Source organism: Kitasatospora sp. NPDC127035 (assembly GCF_042726075.1).
Classification (GTDB): Bacteria; Actinomycetota; Actinomycetes; order Streptomycetales; family Streptomycetaceae; genus Kitasatospora.
This window is the reverse complement of sequence record NZ_JBHXDN010000025.1, coordinates 22,927-42,546: the sequence shown is the minus strand read 5'-3', so window position 1 is coordinate 42,546 and position 19,620 is coordinate 22,927. Positions and strand designations below refer to the sequence as shown.

Sequence of the window (19,620 nt, the reverse complement as noted above, 5' to 3'; positions counted from 1 at the left end):
GTGATCTTGGGGGCGGTGTGGACGCGGGTGGCCGCGGGCGCGACTGTCCGGTGGGGGCGAGATTGTGCCGGCGGGCGACGCCGAGCACGGCGTAGTGGACGCCGTCGCCTTTCAGGCGGAAGTCGCGGAGGACCTCCAGCTCTTCGTACGGGCGAAGGCGTGTTCGACGCGAGCCCGAACTCGCTTGTGTGAGCGGTTGTGTTCCTCCTTCCAGGCCGGGAGTCCCTTGCCTCTGGCGCGGCGGTGCGGGATGACGAGTCCGGTGCCCTGGCAGCCGCCGTCGGCAATGATCGTGGTGTGACCGACGGTGGCCTTGGCGCCGGACTCCTCCCAGCCACGGGAGTCATGACGGTTACCCGGCCCGGGCCGGCCGACGATCACGACCGCCCGGGTGTCTAACTCGTCAAGCAGTGGCGGCGAACGGCTGTGTAGCCTGTCGTCAGTTCGAACTGATCGGGGGCCGGGAATTGGGCGCTGAACAAGGGCATGCGGGGGTCGAGCTCCCCGAGGGGTCCTGGTGGGACTGGGACGTTGTCGCCTGGGACCACGGGCAGTTCCGGCTCGCTGCGGATTACGACCTCACCTATCACCACGGTCTGGAACTGGTCTTCGGCGATCCGCTCTTCGTCAGCTGCCCGGCGACATTCCAAGATCCTCTCTTTCGCGCCCCCACGTCCGAGGAACTGGCGGCAGTCACCGGTCTGCTTGGTGGAAGACCGCCCGTCCTCGTTGCCTTCGAGGCGGACGCCGGCGGGCCGGACCCGGTCTCGTGCCTCGTCGCTGCGAATCGCCTGGACATCGTGCAGGAGACCGTTCTGAGGTACTGGCGCGAGGACACGGCTCCCGGCCAGCGATTCGCTTCATGGGTTCGCCATCCCGGTCCGTGAAGGTCAGGCGGCCATGGGGTTCAACTCGCCCTGCGGGGCGGGGAAGGCCAGGGCCTCCTCGTAGTAACCGAGAGGGTTGTGGCTGCGGATGGTGCCGTCAGGCAGCACGCATTCCCGATTCTAGGACTGATGAGATACTCAGCTTTCAGTGGTTCATTCTTATCGGGCGTGGCGGTCGAGCGGAGATAGATGCCGCTCATTGGTCTTCAGAGTGCCAAGTGGCGGCTCACCCTGGAAGGCATAGAATTTCCCGTCCTCTTTCGACCCGCTCTCGAATGCCGGAGTCAACCTCAGCCCGCCGTGACCGCGGGTGCCGCCGGCCCTCCGTACGCTTCCCGCGCCCGTGCCTCAAAGGCTCCTTAAGCGGCCCCTAACCGAGCTGGTCAACCCCCGGCAGGGCCGTCGACAGCGGCTAGCGTGAGCGGCACCCTCACCTGCCGGCTCCCTCCGAAGGGGTTCCCCCACCATGCCCGTGCGCAACCGCCGTCTCTCCACAGCAGCCCTCGTCCTCGCCACCGCCGGACTGACCGGTGTCCTCGGAGGCGGCACCGCCGCCGCGCACGGCTCGATGCAAAACCCGCTCAGCCGGGTCGAGGGCTGCTTCCTGGAAGGTGCCGAGAACCCGAAGTCGGTCGCCTGCAAGGCCGCCGTCGCGACCGGTGGCAAGGCCGCGCTGTACGACTGGATGAGCCTGCGGATCGGCGACGCGGCAGGCCGTCACCGTCAGCTGATCGCGGACGGCAAGCTGTGCAGCGCCGGCGACCCGGTCTACAAGGGCCTGGACCTGCCGCGCACCGACTGGCCCGCCACCAACCTGGTGTCCGGCACCGACTTCACCTTCCGCTACCGGGCCACCGCCCCGCACAAGGGCACCTTCCAGCTCTTCCTCACCAACGCGGGCTACGACCCGGCGAAGCCGCTGGCCTGGTCGAACCTGGAGGCGCAGCCCTTCCTCACGGTCACCGACCCCAAGCTGGTCGACGGCTCGTACATCCTGCCCGGCACGATCCCCGCCGGCCGCAGCGGCCGGCAGCTGATCTACGCGATCTGGCAGCGCTCGGACAGCCCGGAGGCGTTCTACTCCTGCTCGGACGTGGTCTTCGACGGCAGCGGCAACGCCCCCGGCATCGCGCCGGTGCCGACCGCGAACGGCACCAGCGGCGCCGACGCCCACCAGGGCGACCACGCCCACCCGGCCACCACCGCCACTGCCCCGAAGACCTCGGCCCCGGCCGCCACCACCGCCCCGGCGGCTCCGACCACCCCGACCCCCGCCGCCACCGCCCCGGTGTCCGCGACCACGGCCGGTTCCACTCCCACCGCGGTGGCGGCCGCTGTGCCGCCCACCACCGCCGCCGACGGGTCCGCGCCGGTCGCCGCCCCGGAGAGGCTCGCCCAGACCGGCTCCGACCGTTCGGCCGGCATCCTCGCCTCGATCGGCTCCGCCTTCCTGCTGGCCGGCGCAGTCGTCGTCATCCGTTCCAAGCGTCGCCCCGGGGGTGCCCACGCCGCCCGCTGACCGCCGCAGTGCCCGGCGCGCGGCGTGGGCGCCCCGGGGGCAGCCCTCGTGATTGAGCGGGGCGTACGAGCCACGTGTCGCGTCCCTCCTCGCGTGCCCCGTTCCGCGTCGGCCTGATCGGCTACGGCCTGGTCGGCTCCGCCTTCCACGCCCGCTGATCGCCACCACCCCAGGGCTGCGGCTGGACGCGGTGGTCACCGCCGACCCCGATCGTCGTGCCCAGCCGGCCCGGGAGCACCCCGATGCCCGTGCCCTGGACAGTTTCGAGCACCGCGCCGGGGCCCTCAGCCTGTTCGGCCCGGTCGAGACCGTCTACGCCGAGATCGACGTCCGCCGGGACGGCGCCGTGGTGGACGACGACGAGTCCGACCTGCTGGCCGGGCCCGGGACCGGGACGGCGGCCGTCCCGGTCACGGCTGTGCGGCGGCCGGTCAGTAGAGCCCTTCCGGGGCGGTGTTGGTCACCTGCAGCGGCCGGACGTTGGCCACGCCGTCGCTGGGCCACAGCCCCGCGCAGTCGTAGCGCAGCGCCTGGTCGCGCTCCAGGATGTTCGGCAGGAGGAGGTCCTCGTGCAGCACGGTCAGCCGCACCTGCCCCGACGCCCCGTACGCCACCGGGGCCGACCAGTCCTCCCGGTCCACCACCGCCATCGTCACCTGCGGGTAGTTCGGCACGTACGGCAGCAGGTCTCCCGTCTGCCGCGCGGCCAACCCGGCCGCGTTGCCGAAGGTGTTGCCGTAACTGATGCCGCAGATACCGCCGTTGAGCGCGGCCGTGAAGTCCTGGTGGGTGTCCGGCGAGATCTGGGTCCCGCTGAGCCGGACCCCGTCGAGCGCGGCGACCAGCTCGGGGTGGCGCTGCCGGAGCGCCTGGAAGACCGCCGGCGTGGTGGTGGCGTAGTGCACCCCGCCGCGCCCGAGGACGTCGGCGATCTGTTCCAGCAGGTGGGTGGTGTACTCGCGGGCGTCGGCCAGCCGGCCGCCCCGGATCAGCCGCTTCACCCAGCGCGGGTCCATGTCGATCGCGTACACCCGGCCCGCGTACAGCTCGCTCGACTCCCAGACGCCGTTGCCGATCAGGTGGGGCCCGGTCGGGGTGGCCTGCAACCAGCTCCGGCCGGGCTCGAAGCCCTCGCTGACGAAGGACCAGCGCCGCCACGCCCCGCGGTGCAGCAGCATGTCCGGGGTGTAGAACACCCGGCACGGCGCGCCGGTGGTGCCGCCGGTGTCCCACACCCGCCCGGTCAGCGGGCGCGGCACCGCGAGCGGGACGAGGTCCGCCGGGTCACCGGACCGCAGGTCCTCCAACGGGAACGGGCCGAAGGCGGTGAGCTCCTCGTAGCGGGTGATGTCCCGGGGATCGAAGTCCAGCCCGGCCGCCCGGCGCAGCCAGTACGGACTGCCGGCCTCGGGGTCGAAGTGCCGCCGCAGGATGCGGCGGGTCCACTCGTCGAGGTCGGTGTCGAGCCACCCCTCGACCAGCGCGTCGCAGGCGGCACCCGGCCGCACCGCCCCCGCTCCGGTCACCGTGGCGGCCGCCGTGGCGGTCACCGCGCGGACCGCCCCTCGGTGATCTCGATGCCGAGCTCGTAGACGGTGGTCAGCACCTGCTCGACGTGCTCGGGCCGGTCCACGTGCACCACCGGGAACGGGAACCGCAGGATGCCGTCGGGGATGGACCCGCCCATCACCAGCCCGAGCCGCACCCCCTGCTCCTTCATGCCGGTGTACACGTCGACCACGCTGATCGGGTCGGTGGCGTTGCGGTGGAAGAGGTCACGGACGTCCTCGCCGGTGACGAGGAGCTTGCGGTCCAGGCAGGACGCCAGCGGCAGCCCGGGGGCCTCGAAGGACATCGCGTCGATGTACGGGGCCATGAACGTGCGGAAGTACCCGCGCAGCGGCGAGTGCGCGGCGATCGGACGGTCCGGGAGCGGGGTGACCAGGCCGGGCGGCAACCCGGCGGCGAGCGCCTCCAGAGCCTCCCGATCCCCGGAGAGCATCATGATGGCCGCGGCGCCGTCCGCCGTCGGCCCGAAATCCCCCGACAGGTGGACGCCGGGCCGGTCCCCGGTCAGCGCGGTGATCTCGGTGCCGGCCGGGACGAAGGCCAGCGCCATGCCCTGGACAGGCGCGTCGGCGGGCGGCGGGGTGACGGCGCGGGAGTGCGCCAGCATCTCGATCAGCGCGCGCCGCTCCAGTGCCCCTGACAGCGCGCTCGCCGTCATCGCGCCCAGGCTCAGGCCGCCGAGCACCGCCGGGTGCAGGTCGTGCTCGGCGAGGATGTCGTGGACGGCCAGCGCCAGCGCGGCCTCCCGGATGCTGCCGACGCTCTGGCGCTCCTCGACCTCCTTGGGCAGTTCCTCGTCGAGCAGTTGGCCCGTGGTCAGCCCGCTCCATTCGGCTATGCGGGCATAGAGGTCCCGCATCACGGGATATGCCTGATACAGCTCGATGCCGTGCGGCTCGGTTCCGACACCGCCGCCGAAAAGATATCCCAGTGCCATGTGCGACTCCTTCGGGAATTCCTTGAAAATGAAAGGGGAAGGGTGTCGGCGTGGAGCGCGAGTCCCACCGGAGGGCGGCCGACCGACCGCTCAACTGCCGCTCCAGCACCGTAGCAGGGGCGGCCCGGAGAAAAAACCGGAAACAGTCGAAACCGGCTTCCGGAAGTGCCCCGGGCGCCCCGAACGAGCAGTGTCGCGGTTCCCGCTATTGAAATGATATTTGCGGCTGGCAGCATATGCCTCGAGCATTCAGCAATTCCCGTTCCGGTCGGCTCCCTCATCGGATCCCGGTCGAAATCGCCGGGGCGGGAATGCGGAGGAGGCGGTCCGGGCTACCGGTGCGCCGCCGCCGGCCGGCCCCTCGGAGGGGGAGACACCGCCGGGTCGCTCCCGTGCGCCGGGGAAGTTCCGGGCGCTCGTCACGTCGGCCGTCCGTAGGGCCGACAGCCCTCCGGGGCCCGGTGGCCGCCCCGGGACCTCCGCTCCCGGCAGGGCCCCTCCCGGGCTCCGCACGGAACCAGCTCGTACCGCTCCGCCGGGTGGACTCCCCGGCGGAGCGCCCACGTCCGACCGTCCGGCCCGTCGCGAAGGAGTGCAGCACGATGACTCACGGATCCGACACCGGTGTGCCCTTCCTGTATCCACTGTCCGGTGACACCGCGGGCCAACTGGCCGCCCGGGCAGGGCTGCTGCACGGCACACTGGCCGGCCGGCCGGAGCTCGGCGCCGCCGACGTGGCGGCCGCCCTCGCCGGCCGGCCGGCCACCGGGCGGCACCGGGCCGCGCTCGCGGCGACCGACCGGGACGGCCTGCTGGCGCAACTCACCGCGCTGGCCGCGGGAACGGCGGGCACAGCTGGGACGGGGCCGGCCGGACCGGGCGCGGACGGAGCACCGGTGTCGCTGACCGGGACCGCCGGGGACGGCACCGTGGCCTTCGTCTTCCCCGGCCAGGGGTCCCAGTGGCCCGGCATGGCCGTGGAACTGCTGGACCTGGCACCGGCCTTCGCGGCCCGGCTCGACGACTGCGCGCAGGCACTGGAGCCGTTCACCGGCTGGGCGGTGCAGGACGTGCTGCGCGGCACGGCGGGCGCACCCGCGCTGGAGGGCGCCGCGGTGGTGCAGCCGGCGCTGTTCGCCGTGACGCTCGCGCTGGTCGCGCTCTGGGAGAGCCACGGGGTGCGGCCCGCCGCCGTGCTGGGGCACAGCATGGGCGAGATCAGCTCCGCCGTGGTCAGTGGAGCACTCGACCTGGAGGACGCGGCCCGGGTGGTCGCGCACTGGAGCCGCTTGCAGGCCACGCTGACCGGACGCGGCGAGATGGTCTCCGTGATGGCCCCCGCCGACCGCGTCCGCCCGCTGCTGGAGCGCTGGCGCGGACGGCTGGCGGTGGCCGCGATCAACGGCCCCGGCTCGGTGGTCGTCTCGGGTGACGCCGACGCCGCCGCCGACCTCGTCGCCCGCTCCGGCGAACTCGGCCTGCACGCGCGACTGGTCGCGGTCGGGCTGGCCGCGCACTCCGCGCACATCGACTCGATCCTGCCCGAGCTGCGCGCCGCGCTCGCCCCGCTGCGGCCCCGGCCCGCACGGCTGCCGTTCTACTCGGGCCTGACCGGCGGGCGGCTGGCCGACCCGGTGCTGGACGCCGACCACTGGTGCCGCAACCTGCGCGGCACCGTGCGGTTCGCGGAGGCCGCCACGGCGCTGCTGGCCGACGGCCACCGGCTGCTGCTGGAGGTCAGCCCGCACCCGGTGCTGACCTCGGCGCTCCAGGAGACCGCCCTCGCCGCCGGTCTGGACGCCCGGGTGCGCGGCTCGCTGCGGCGCGGCCAGGGCGGGCCGCTGCGGGTGCGGACGGCCCTCGGCGAACTGTTCGTGGACGGGTACGCCCCGGACCTGGCCGCACTCGCGGCCGAGGCGGGCGGGCGGCCCGTGGAGCCGTCCTGGGAGGCCGACGAGGCGTGGCGGTCCGCCGGCCCGGCGGCCGACGGGCAGCAGGAACCGGCCGCGGACGGCGCCGACGGCTCCGTCGGGCTGGCGCACCGGCTCGCCGGGCTGGCCGAGGACCGGCAGCGCGCGCTGCTGCTCGACCTGGTCGGCGGGGCGGTCAACGAGGCGCTGGGGCGCGGCGGGCCGGTGCCCGCCGACCACAGCTTCGTGGAACTCGGGCTCGACTCGGTCAGCGCGCTGGCCACCCGCAACCGGATCGGCGCGGTGACGGGGTTGAACCTCCCCGCCACCCTGGTCTTCGACCGGCCGACCCCGCGCGCGGTCGCGGAGTTCCTGCGGGCCGAGCTGACCGGGTCCGGGCCCGCCGACGACGCCTGGGCAGCGGCTGCGCCCGTCCCCGCCGACCGGGACGACCCGGTGGTGATCGTCGCGATGGGCTGCCGCTACCCGGGCGGGGTGAACTCGCCCGAGCGGCTGTGGGAGCTGGTGGCGGCGGGCGGCGACGCGGTCGGGGAGTTCCCGACCGGACGCGGCTGGGACCTCGCCGCCGGCTACGCGCCCGAGGGCCGCGAGCCGGGCCGCTACTACCAGCGCGAGGCCGGGTTCCTGGCCGAGGCCGACCTCTTCGACGCCGGGTTCTTCGGTATCTCGCCGCGCGAGGCGGAGGCGATGGACCCGCAGCAGCGGCTGCTCCTGGAGACGTCCTGGGAGGCGTTCGAGCGGGCCGGGATCGAGCCCGGATCGCTGCGCGGCAGCCGAACGGGGGTCTTCGTCGGCGCGATGGCGATGGACTACGGCCCGGGCCTCACCTCCGGCTCGGAGCTCTCCGGCCACCTGCTGACGGGCACCGCCGGCAGTGTGGCGTCGGGCCGCGTGGCGTACGTCTTCGGCCTGGAGGGCCCCGCCGTCACGGTGGACACCGCCTGCTCCTCCTCGCTGGTCGCCCTCCACCTGGCCGCCCGGTCCCTGCGGCACGGGGAGTGCGACCTGGCGCTGGCGGGCGGCGTGACCGTGATGAGCACGCCGGGCATGTTCATGGAGTTCAGCCGGCAGGGCGGGCTCGCGCCGGACGGGCGGTGCAAGGCCTTCGCAGCCGCCGCCGACGGTTTCGGCCTGGCCGAGGGGGCGGGCGTGCTGGTGCTGGAACGCCTCTCCGACGCCCGCCGCAACGGCCACCCGGTGCTGGCGGTACTGCGCGGCTCGGCGGTCAACCAGGACGGTGCGAGCAACGGCCTGACCGCCCCCAACGGCCCCTCCCAGCAGCGGGTCATCCAGGCCGCGCTGGCCGACGCCGGCCTGACCGGCGCCGAGGTCGACGCGGTCGAGGCGCACGGCACCGGCACCACGCTCGGCGACCCCATCGAGGCCGGGGCCCTGCTCGCCACCTACGGCCGGCAGCGGCCCGCCGAACAGCCCCTGCTCCTGGGGTCGTTGAAGTCCAACATCGGACACACCCAGGCCGCGGCGGGTGTGGCGGGCGTCATGAAGATGGTGCTGGCGATGCGGCACGGCGTGCTGCCCAGGACCCTGCACGTGGACAGTCCGTCGCCGCATATCGACTGGTCGGCGGGGGCGGTGGAGCTGCTGACGCAGGCCCGTGCCTGGGAGACCGAGGACGGGCGTCCGCGCCGGGCCGGCGTCTCCTCCTTCGGCGTGAGCGGCACCAACGCCCACGTCGTCCTCGAACAGGCCCACGAGAACGAGCCTGCGGACCCGGAGCACCCGGAACCGGAGCACGACGCGGACACGGTCGTCCCCTGGCTGCTGTCCGCCCGCTCCCCCGAAGCGCTGCGCGACCAGGCCGCACAACTGCTGACCCTCGACGGGCACCCGACCGACATCGCCCACTCCCTCGCCACCGGCCGCACCGCCTTCGACCACCGCGCCGTCACCATCGGCACCCACCACCGACTCCGCGACGCCCTCACCGCACTCACCCAGAACACCCCCCACCCCGACCTCGTCCAGGGCACCCCCCACCACCCCGGCCGCACCGTCTTCGTCTTCCCCGGCCAGGGCTCCCAGTGGCCCGGCATGGCCGCCGCACTCCTCGACACCGAACCCGTCTTCGCCGAGAAGATCACCCAGTGCGAGAAGGCCCTCGCCCCACACGTCGACTGGTCACTCACCCGGCTGCTGCGCGACGCCGAGCCGCTGGAGCGGGTCGACGTCGTCCAGCCCGCCCTGTGGGCCGTGATGGTCTCCCTCGCCGCCCTCTGGCAGCACCACGGCATCCGCCCCGACGCCGTCCTCGGCCACTCCCAGGGCGAGATCGCCGCCGCCGTCGTCGCCGGCGCCCTCACTATCGAAGACGGCGCCGCCGTCGTCGCCCTCCGGAGCCGGGCCCTCGACGCCATCGCCGGTGACGGCGGCATGGTCTCCGTCCGGCTCTCCGCCGAGCGGACCACCGAACTGCTCGCCCCCTGGGCCGACCGGATCTCCGTCGCCGCCTACAACTCCCCCACCACCACCGTCGTCGCGGGCGAGAGCACCGCCCTGACGGAACTGCTGGCGGTGTGCGAGCGGGAGGGCGTCCGCGCCAGGAGCATCCCGGTCGACTACGCCTCGCACTCCCCGCACGTCGAGAAGATCCGCACCCGGCTGCTCGACGTCCTGGCCGGCATCAGCCCGCAGGCACCGCACATCCCGATGTTCTCCACCGTCACCGGCGACTGGCTCACCACCCCGCCCGACACCGCCTACTGGTACACCAACCTGCGCCAACCCGTCCTCCTCGCCCCGGCCCTCAAGACCCTCCACGAAACCGGCCACACCCACTACATCGAGACCAGCCCCCACCCCGTCCTCGTCCCCACCATCGAGGAGACCCTCGACACCGCCGTCACCCTCCCCACCCTGCGCCGCGACGAAGGCGACCGACGACGCCTCCTCACCTCCCTCGCCCACGCCTGGACCACCGGCCTCACCGTCGACTGGACCACCGCGACCCCCCGCGGCCGACGCGTCGAACTGCCCACCTACCCGTTCCAGCGGGAGCGGTTCTGGCTCGCCCCGAGCACGACCACGCCCCCGGGGGCAGGCCCGTCCGCCGACGGTCTGTGGGACGTCCTGGAGCGCCAGGAGCCGACCGAACTGTCCGCCGAGCTCCAGGTGAGTCCGGCCGCGCTCGGCGAGGTGCTGCCCGCGCTGGCGGGCTGGCGGGCCGAACGGACCGCGACCGCCGAGGCCGACTCCTGGCGCTACCGGATCGGCTGGCAGCCGCTGGGCCTGAAGCCCGCCGAGGCGCCGGCGGGCCGCTGGCTGGCCGTGCTGCCGGAGAGCGACACCGCCCGCCGGGTGGTCGAGGCGCTCGCCGCGGTGGGCCTCGACGTGGTCCCGTTCACCGTGAGCGGTCCCGGAACGGGACGCGAGGCGCTGGCGAAGCGGGTGACCGAGGCGCTCGGCGACGGGGAGGCGCCGGCCGGCGTGCTCTCGCTGCTGGCCCACGAGGAGCGCCCGCACCCGGAGTTCGCCGACCTGCCGGGCGCGGTCGCGCTGACCCTGGCCCTCGTACAGGCACTGGGCGACGCGGGCGTGGAAGCGCCGCTGTGGTGCCTGGTCAGCGGGACGGCAGTGCTCGGCGCGGGTGAGCGGCCGGGCGGCCCGGTGCAGGGTGCCGTGGCCGGGCTGGCACGCACGGTGGCGCTGGAGCACCCCGAGCGCTGGGGCGGGCTGGTGGACCTCCCGCCCGCCGACGGCGCGGGACTGGACGAGCGGGCGGCGCGGCGGCTGTGCGCGGTGCTCGCGGCCGCGCGGGACGAGGAGCAGGTGGCGGTGCGGTCCACCGGCGTGCACGGGCGCCGGCTGCTGGCCGCCCCCGTCCGGACGGCCGGGGACTCCGGGCCGGGCCCGGCGGTGTGGCGGCCGGCCGGGGCGGTGCTGGTGACCGGCGGCACCGGCGCGGTCGGGGCGCACCTGGCGCGCCGGCTGGTGGCGCAGGGTGCCGAACAGGTGGTGCTGCTCAGCCGCCGGGGTGCGGCGGCGCCCGGGGCGGCGGCGCTGCGGGCGGAGCTGGGCCCGGCCGTGGAGCCGGTGGCCTGCGACGTGACGGACCGGCAGCAGCTCGCCGCGGCCGTCGCCGCGTACCGGCCGGACGCGGTGGTGCATGCCGCCGGGGCGCTGGACGACGGGGTGCTGGACGCGCTGACGCCCGAGCGGATGGCGTTCTCGCTGCGCGCCAAGCTGACCGCGGCCCTGCTGCTGGAGGAGCTGACGGCCGACCTGGAGCTGTCCGCCTTCGTGGTGTTCAGCTCGGTGATGGGCGTGGTCGGCAACGCCGGTCAGGGCAACTACGCGACGGCCAACGCCGCTCTGGACGCGCTGGTCGCGCGGCGCCGGGCCGCCGGCCTGCCGGGAACCGCGATCGCCTGGGGTGCCTGGGGCACCGAGGGGGCCGACCGGGGCACCGGCGGCGCGGGCGCCGGAATGCTGGCCGACGAGGTGGCCCGGCGGCTGGGCGACCGCGGTCTGCCGACCATGGCACCGCGCAGCGCGATCACCGCGGTGGCCCGCGCGCTGGGCGAGGACGACGAGCTGGTGGTGGTCGCGGACGTGGACTGGCGGCGGCTGGCCGAGTCGTCCGGTCTGCGTTCGGCGCTGCTGGGACGGCTGCCGGTGCCCGCCGCCGCGGCGCCGGCCGAGGTCCGGCCCGCGGCCGCGGAGCGGCCCGGCGAGCTGGCCGGCCGGCTGGCCCCGCTGGCCCCGGGCGAGCGGATGCACCTGCTGACCGACCTGGTGCGTGCCAACGCCGCGGCCGTGCTGCGGCACGCCGACAGCGGCGCCGTGCTGCCCGCGCGGGCGTTCGCGGAGCTCGGCTTCGACTCGCTGACCGCCGTCGAGCTGCGCAACCGGCTGGGTACGGCGACCGGTCTGCGGCTGCCCGCGACCGTGCTCTTCGACCACCCGACGCCGCACGCGGTGGCGGTGCGGCTGCTGGCCGAGCTGGGCCTGGCGCGGGAGTCGGCCGAGCCGGGCCCCGCCGGTGCGCCCGGGGGCGGCGCGGCCACCGGGCCGGACGGCGGCGAGCCGCTGGCCGTGGTCGGCATGGCCTGCCGCTTCCCGGGCGGGGTGGGCTCGCCGCAGGAGCTGTGGGAGCTGCTGGCCGAGGGCCGGGACGCCGTCGGTGACTGGCCGGCCGACCGCGGGTGGGACGTCGAGCGGCTGTTCGACCCGGACCCGGACCGCCCCGGCACCACGTACAGCCGCAGCGGCGCGTTCCTGGCGGACGCCGGCGGCTTCGACGCCGAGTTCTTCGGGGTGAGCCCGCGCGAGGCGCTGGCCATGGACCCGCAGCAGCGCCTGCTGCTGGAGACCGCCTGGCAGGCGGTCGAGGACTCCGGGCAGGACCCGTCGGCGCTGCGCGGCGGCCGGGTCGGCGTCTTCGTCGGCACCAACGGCCAGGACTACGTGGACGCGCTGGCCGCCGCCGAGGGGATCTCCGAGGGCCACCTGCTGACCGGCAACACGGCCAGTGTGCTCTCCGGCCGGATCTCCTACGCCCTGGGGCTGGAGGGTCCGGCGCTGACCGTGGACACCGCCTGCTCGTCCTCGCTGGTCGCCCTCCACCTGGCGGCCCAGTCGCTGCGGCGCGGGGAGTGCGAGCTGGCGCTGGCCGGCGGGGTCACGGTGATGAGCACGCCCAAGCTGTTCGTGGAGTTCAGCCGTCAGCGCGGGCTGGCCCCGGACGGGCGGTGCAAGGCCTTCTCGGCGGACGCGGACGGCACCGGCTGGGGCGAGGGCGTGGGCGTGCTGGTGCTGGAGCGGCTCTCCGACGCCGTGGCCCGCGGCCACCGGGTGCTGGCCGTGGTCCGGGGCTCGGCGGTCAACCAGGACGGTGCGAGCAACGGCCTGACCGCCCCCAACGGCCCCTCCCAGCAGCGGGTCATCCAGGCCGCGCTGACCGACGCAGGGCTGACCGCCGACCAGGTCGACGCGGTCGAGGCGCACGGCACCGGCACCCGGCTCGGCGACCCGATCGAGGCCCAGGCGCTGCAGGCCGTGTACGGGCGCGGCCGGGCCGCGGACCGGCCGCTGCTGCTCGGTTCCGTCAAGTCCAACCTCGGCCACACCCAGGCCGCCGCCGGGGTCGCCGGGGTGATCAAGACGGTCCTGGCGATGCGGCACGGCCTGCTGCCCCGGAGCCTGCACATCGCGGAGCCCAACCCGCACGTGGACTGGTCCTCGGGCACGGTACGGCTGCTGGCCGAGGCCGTCGCCTGGCCGGACACCGGCCGGCCGCGACGCGCGGGCGTCTCCTCGTTCGGGATCAGCGGCACCAACGCCCATGTGATCGTGGAGCAGGCGCCCGACGCCCCCGTGCGGGCGCCGCTGCCCGCGCGCCGTGCGCCCCTGCTGCTGTCCGCCCGGGGCCCGGCCGCCCTGCGGGCCCGGGCCGAGCAGCTGGCCGGCCACCTGGACGGGCGGGAGGAGGTCGACCTCGCGGAGCTGGGCCGGGCCCTCGCGGTGAGCCGGGCCGGTCTGGAGCACCGGGCCGCCGTGCACGGCGCGGACCGGGCGGCGCTGCGCGAGGGCCTGCGGGCGCTGGCCGACGGCGCCCGCTCGGCGGCGGTGACCACCGGCGTGGTGCGGGCGGACGGGCGGACGGCGTTCCTCCTGCCGGGCCAGGGCAGCCAGCGGGCCGGGGCCGGGGCCGGGCTGTACCGTGCCGAGCCGGTCTTCGCCGACGCGCTGGACGAGGTGCTGGCGGCGCTGGACCCGCACCTGGACCGGCCGCTGCGCGAGGTGATGTTCGCCGCGCCGGGCAGTACGGAGGCCGCGCTGCTGGACCGCACCCGCTACACCCAGCCGGCCCTGTTCGCCCTGCAGACGGCGCTGCTGCGCCTGCTGGACCACCACGGTGTGCGGCCCGACCTGCTGCTGGGGCACTCGATCGGCGAGCTGTCCGCCGCGCACGCGGCCGGGGTGCTGGACCTGGCGGACGCGAGCGCGCTGGTGGCCGCGCGCGGCCGGCTGATGGACGAGCTGCCCGAGGGCGGCGCGATGGTGGCCGTCGAGGCGACCGAGGAGGAGCTCGCGGCGGTGCCGGCCGCGCCGGGGGTCGACCTGGCCGCGGTGAACGGACCGCGCTCCTGCGTGCTCTCCGGTGACCGCGCGGCGGTGCTGGCCGTGGCGGAGGAGTTCCGGGCGCGCGGACGGCGGACCAAGCGGCTGCCGGTGGGCACCGCCTTCCACTCCGCGCGGCTGGAGCCGATGCTGGCGGCCTTCCGGGAGGTCGCGGCGGGCCTGGCGTACCGGCCGCCGACGCTGCCGGTGATCTCCGACCTCACCGGTGAGCCGGCCGGCGCCGAGCAGCTGTGCTCCCCCGACTACTGGGTGCGGCACGCGCGCGGCACCGTCCGGTTCCTGGACGGCGTGCGGCGGCTCCGGGCCGAGGGTGCCGACCGCTTCGTGGAGCTGGGCGCCGGCGGGGTGCTCTCCGCGCTGGTGCAGGAGTGCCTGCCGGACACCCCCGAGGGCGCGGCGGTGGCGCTGCTGCGCGAGGGGCGGCCGGAGGACGAGTCGGTGACGGCCGCCCTGGCCAGGCTGTACGTGCACGGCACGGCGGTGGACTGGAGTCCCGGCGGCACCGGCGGCGGCCGGGTCGAGCTGCCCGGCTATCCGTTCCAGCACCGCCGGTTCTGGCCGGCGCCCGCCGTCACCGCACCGGCCACCGGGCGGCTGCGCTACCGGATCGACTGGCAGCCGCTGGAGCCGGGGCCCGCGGCCCGGCTCACCGGCCGCTGGCTGCTGGTGCTGCCCGAGGGCGCCGACGCGGACGGCCCGGCCGACGGCGCCGCGCGGGCGCTGGCAGCCCGCGGCGCCGAGGTCGAGCTGCTGCGGACGGCGGACGGTACGGACCGCGCCGCGCTGGCCGGCCGGCTGCCCGCCGCCGTCGACGGAGTCCTGGCCCTGCCCGGCACGGACGTCGAACTGCTCGTCCTGGTCCAGGCGTTGGGCGACGCCGGGGTGAGCGCGCCGCTGTGGTGCGCGACCCTGGGCGCGGTGGAGGCCGGCGGGCAGCCGGTCGGGCGGCCCGAGCGGGCCCGGCTCTGGGGCCTGGGCCGGGTCGTCGCGCTGGAGCACCCCGAGCGCTGGGGCGGTCTGGTGGACCTCCCCGCCGAGCCGGACGACGCGGCCTGGGAGGGGCTGTGCGCGGCACTGGCCGGAGCGGGCGGTGACGACCAGCTCGCGGTCCGCCCGTCCGGTCTGCTGGGCCGCCGGCTGCGCCGCTCCCCGGTCCCGGCCGCCACCCCGGCCGCCACCGCCCCGTCGGCGGGCTTCGCGGCCCTGCGCGGCACGGTGCTGATCACCGGCGGGACCGGCGGGCTGGGCGCCCAACTGGCCCGGCGGCTGGCCCGTACCGGCACCCGGCGCCTGGTGCTGACGAGCCGGCGCGGACCGTCCGCCCCGGGTGCGGAGCGGCTGGCCGCCGAACTGACCGCGCTCGGCGCCGAGGTCACGGTGGCGGCCTGCGACGTGGCGGACCGCGCTGCGCTGGCCGCCCTGCTGGACGGGCTCGGCGAGGAGCGGGTCGACGCGGTGGTGCACGCCGCCGGGCTGACCTCCGACACGCCGCTGGCCCGCTGCACGCCGGAGGGCTGGGCCGCCGAGTGCGCCGCGAAGGCGGCGGGCGCGGCCAACCTGGACGCCCTCCTGGAGGGCCACCGGATCGAGGCGTTCGTCCTGTTCTCCTCGGTGTCGGCGGCCTGGGGCAGCGCCGGGCAGGGGGCGTACGCCGCCGCCAACGCCCAGCTGGACGCGCTGGCCGAGCACCGGCGCTCGCGCGGGCTGCCCGCCACCTCGGTGGCCTGGGGCCCGTGGGCGGGGGCGGGGATGGCCGAGGGCCCCACCGGCGAGCGGCTGCGCGCGCTGGGGCTGCGCCCGATGGCGCCCGCGACCGCGCTGGACGCGCTGGAGCAGGCCCTGGAGCTGGACGAGACGCACCTCGTGGTGGCCGACCTGGACTGGACCCGCTTCGCGGCGCTCTTCGAGTCGGCCCGGCGCAGCCCGCTGCTGGCCGAACTGACCGCCGCCCGGGCGGCGTCCGCCGACGACGGCCGGGGCGACGACCGGGGCGAGGACCGGGGCGACGGTGAACCGCGGGAGGCTCCGGACGCGCAGTCGTCCCCCGGCGCCCTGCTCCGGGCCGGGCTGGCACCGCTGGGCCCCGAGGCCCGGCAGCGGCTTCTGGTGGACCTGGTGCGCAGCGAGTCGGCGGCCGTTCTCGGGTACGCCGACACGGCCCGGGTGGAGCCCGAACGGCCGTTCCGCGAGGTCGGTTTCGACTCGCTGACCGCCGTCGAACTGCGCAACCGGCTGGTCACCGCGTGCGGCCTGGAGCTGGCCGTCACCACCGTCTTCGACCACCCGACCGCCACCGCGCTGGCCGAGCACCTGCTGTCGCTGCTGGTCGGCCGGACTGACGGGCCGGACGGGCCGGACGGCGGCGCGGGCGGCGCGGGCGCCGCGACCGGTGGTCCGCTGCCGGTGGGCGAGCCGCTGGCCGTGGTGGGGATGGCCTGCCGGTTCCCCGGCGGGGTGCGCTCCCCGGAGGACCTGTGGCGACTGGTCGCCGACGGCACGGACGCGGTGGGCGGGCTGCCCACCGACCGCGGCTGGCCGCTGGACTCGCTGTACAGCGGCGACCCGGAGGCGCCCGGCACCTTCTACGCCACCGCGGGCGGATTCCTGCACGACGCGGGCGAGTTCGACGCCGAGTTCTTCGGCATCTCGCCGCGCGAGGCGCTGGCCATGGACCCGCAGCAGCGGCTGCTGATGGAGACCGCCTGGGAGGCCGTGGAGCGGGCCGGCCTGGACCCGGCCGGGCTGCGGGGCAGGAGCGGCGGGGTCTTCCTCGGCGTGGCCGCGCAGGGCTACGGCGCCGGGCCGCAGGATCCGGCCGCCGACGTCGAGGGCCACCTGCTCAGCGGCACGGTGACCAGTGTGGCCTCCGGCCGGATCGCCTACACGCTGGGCCTGGAGGGCCCGGCCGTGACGGTGGAGACCGCCTGCTCCTCCTCGCTGGTGGCGCTGCACCTGGCCGGGCAGTCGCTGCGGGCCCGGGAGTGCTCGTTCGCGCTGGTCGGCGGGGCGGCGGTGATGGCGAGCCCGGACGCGTTCGTGGAGTTCAGCCGCCAGCGCGGGCTGGCCGCCGACGGGCGGTGCCGCTCGTTCTCCGACGAGGCCGGCGGCACCGGCTGGTCGGAGGGGGTGGGCGTGCTGCTGGTCGAGACGCTGACCGAGGCCCGGCGCCTGGGGCACCCGGTGCTGGCCGTGGTCCGCGGCACGGCGATCAACCAGGACGGTGCCAGCAACGGCCTCACGGCTCCGAACGGGCTGGCCCAGCAGCGGGTGATCCGTCAGGCGCTGGCGAACTCCGGGCTGTCGGCCGCCGAGGTGGACGCGGTGGAGGCGCACGGCACCGGCACCACGCTGGGCGACCCGATCGAGGCCGGCGCACTGTTGGCGACCTACGGGCGGGAGCGGCCCGGGGACCGGCCGCTGTGGCTGGGGTCGCTGAAGTCCAACATCGGCCACACCCAGGCCGCCTCGGGCGTCGCCGGGGTGATCAAGAGCGTGCTGGCGCTGCGTCACGCCGTCCTGCCCAGGACCCTGCACGCCGAGCGGCCCTCGACCCGGGTGGACTGGTCGGCGGGCGCGGTCGAGCTGCTGACCGAGGCCCGCCCGTGGGAGACCGAGGACGGGCGCCCGCGCCGGATCGCCGTCTCGTCGTTCGGGATGAGCGGCACCAACGCGCACGCCGTCCTGGAGCAGGCCCCCGAGCCCGCTCCGGCCGGGGCCGGCGACGCGAGCGGCGCGACCGGCGCGACCGGCGCGGGCGGGCTGCCCTGGCTGCTCTCGGCCCGCGACGCGGCCGGGCTGCGCCGACAGGCCGGCCGGCTGCTGGCCGCCGTCGACGCCGACCCCGGGCTCACCGCGACCGAGGCCGCCCGCACCCTGGCCACCGGCCGCGCCGCGCTGCCCCAGCGGGCCGCCCTGGTCGGCGCGGACCGCGACGCGCTGCGCGCCGAACTGGCCGCGCTGGCCGGGGGACTGCCCTCGGGCGGGGTGTTCGAGGGGCGGTCCGGCGCGCCGGGCACGGTCTTCGTCTTCCCCGGCCAGGGTTCGCAGTGGGCCGGCATGGCCGTCGAACTCCTCGACACCGCACCCGTCTTCGCCGAGCGGATGGCGCAGTGCGAGAAGGCCCTCGCCCCGCACGTCGACTGGTCGCTGACCGGGCTGCTGCGCGACGGCGACCCGCTGGACCGGGTCGAGGTGGTGCAGCCGGCGCTGTGGGCGGTGATGGTCTCGCTGGCCGCGCTGTGGCGTTCCCACGGCGTCGAGCCGGCCGCCGTGGTCGGCCACAGCCAGGGCGAGATCGCCGCCGCCGTCGTCGCCGGCGCGCTCTCCCTGGAGGACGGCGCCAAGGTGGTCGCGCTGCGCAGCCGGGCACTGCGCCGACTGGACGGCGCGGGCGGGATGGTCTCCGTGTCGGCCGCGCGGGACCGGGTCACCGAGCTGCTCGAACCGTACGGGCCGGAGCTCGCCGTGGCCGCGGTCAACGGCCCGCAGGCGGTGGTGGTGGCCGGCGTGCCGGAGCGGCTCGTCGCGCTGCTGGCCGACTGCGAGCGCGCCGGGGTGCGGGCCCGGCGGATCCCGGTGGCGTACGCGGCGCACTCCCCGCAGGTCGCCGAGGTGCGCGAGGAACTGCTGGCACACCTCGCCGAGGTGCGGCCCCGGCCCGCCGAGGTCCCGCTCTTCTCGACGGTCACCGGCGAGCGGATCGACGGCGCGCTCCTGGACGCCGCGTACTGGTACCGCAATCTGCGCGAGCCGGTCGTCTTCGACACCGCGACCTCGGCGCTGCTCGCGGCCGGTTACGAGCTGTTCGTCGAGGTGAGCCCGCACCCGGTACTGGTCGCGGCGGTCGACGGCTCGGCGCAGGCCGCCGGCCGGCCGGCCACCGCCGTCCCGACCCTGCGGCGCGGCGAGGGCGGACCCGACCGCCTGCTGCGGGCGCTGGCCGAGGCCTGGGCGGCGGGCGCGCCGGTCGGCTGGCGGGCCGAGCGGCCCCTGCGGCCGGACCGGCTGCCCACCTACGCCTTCGCCCGCGAGCGCTACTGGCTGCCCACCCCCGGGCGCGGCGGCTGGGCGGCCCTGGCCGGCGGTGCGGCGGCGGGCGCCGCACCGGCGGGCGACCCGGTGGCGGCCGGCGGGACGGACGGCGCGACGGACCCGGCCGGCGACCTGGCCCTGCGGCTGGCGCCGCTGGACCGGGCGGAGCGGCACCGGGTGCTGGTCGAGCTGGTCGGCGCCCACGCGGCCGCCGCCCTCGGGCACGCCTCGGCGGCGGCCGTCCGGCCCGACCGGCCCTTCGCCGAACTGGGCTTCGACTCGATGCTCGCGGTGCGCTTCCGCAACCGGCTGAGCGCGGTCACCGGCGTGCCGCTGCCACCGACGGCGGTCTTCGACCACCCGAGCCCGGCCGCACTGGCCGAGCTCCTGGAGAGCGTTCTCCGCCCGCCGTCGCGCGGCCCGGCCGAGGCCGAACTCGACCTGCTGGAAAAGGCCCTGGCCTCGCTCGACCCGGCCGGGCCGGACGGCCGCGAGATCGGCTCCCGGCTGCGCGAGCTGCTGCGCGGCTGGGGCGAACGGGCCGGCCGGGGCCCGGCCGAGGCCGAGCCGCCGGTGACCCTGGCGGCGGCGACCGCCGACGAACTCTTCGACCTGCTCGACAACGACTTCGGAATGGCCTGAGGG

At 76.2% G+C, this 19,620-nt stretch carries 5 protein-coding genes and 1 pseudogene; 3 read left to right on the top strand and 3 right to left on the bottom strand.

What is annotated here, in order from left to right; genetic code table 11:
* Positions 1 to 46: 46 nt before the first annotated feature.
* A pseudogene (locus ACFWIC_RS18925) lies at positions 47 to 399 on the bottom strand (transposase); the annotation flags it as partial.
* Between the two features lie 11 nt (positions 400 to 410).
* Here ACFWIC_RS18925 and ACFWIC_RS18920 point away from each other — a divergent pair.
* Positions 411 to 887 (top strand): hypothetical protein, encoded by a 477-nt coding sequence (locus ACFWIC_RS18920; RefSeq protein WP_380519479.1) that lies wholly within the window; start codon positions 411 to 413, stop codon positions 885 to 887.
* 466 nt (positions 888 to 1,353) lie between these two features.
* Complete coding sequence (locus tag ACFWIC_RS18915) at positions 1,354 to 2,406, top strand: lytic polysaccharide monooxygenase (protein ID WP_380519477.1); 1,053 nt, start codon at positions 1,354 to 1,356, stop codon at positions 2,404 to 2,406.
* Between the two features lie 431 nt (positions 2,407 to 2,837).
* Here the strand turns inward: ACFWIC_RS18915 and ACFWIC_RS18910 are convergent, their stop codons facing one another.
* Positions 2,838 to 3,932, bottom strand: coding sequence for an arylcarboxylate reductase (locus ACFWIC_RS18910; protein ID WP_380519540.1), 1,095 nt, complete (start codon positions 3,930 to 3,932; stop codon positions 2,838 to 2,840).
* Between the two features lie 20 nt (positions 3,933 to 3,952).
* Positions 3,953 to 4,912 carry an ACP S-malonyltransferase gene (locus ACFWIC_RS18905; protein ID WP_329877995.1) on the bottom strand — a complete coding sequence of 320 codons (960 nt, stop codon included), beginning with the start codon at positions 4,910 to 4,912 and terminating at the stop codon, positions 3,953 to 3,955.
* A 602-nt stretch (positions 4,913 to 5,514) separates the two neighbouring features.
* Here ACFWIC_RS18905 and ACFWIC_RS18900 point away from each other — a divergent pair.
* Positions 5,515 to 19,617: a type I polyketide synthase gene (locus tag ACFWIC_RS18900; RefSeq protein WP_380519475.1), complete on the top strand. Its 14,103-nt coding sequence runs from the start codon at positions 5,515 to 5,517 to the stop codon at positions 19,615 to 19,617.
* The last annotated feature ends 3 nt before the right edge of the window (positions 19,618 to 19,620 follow it).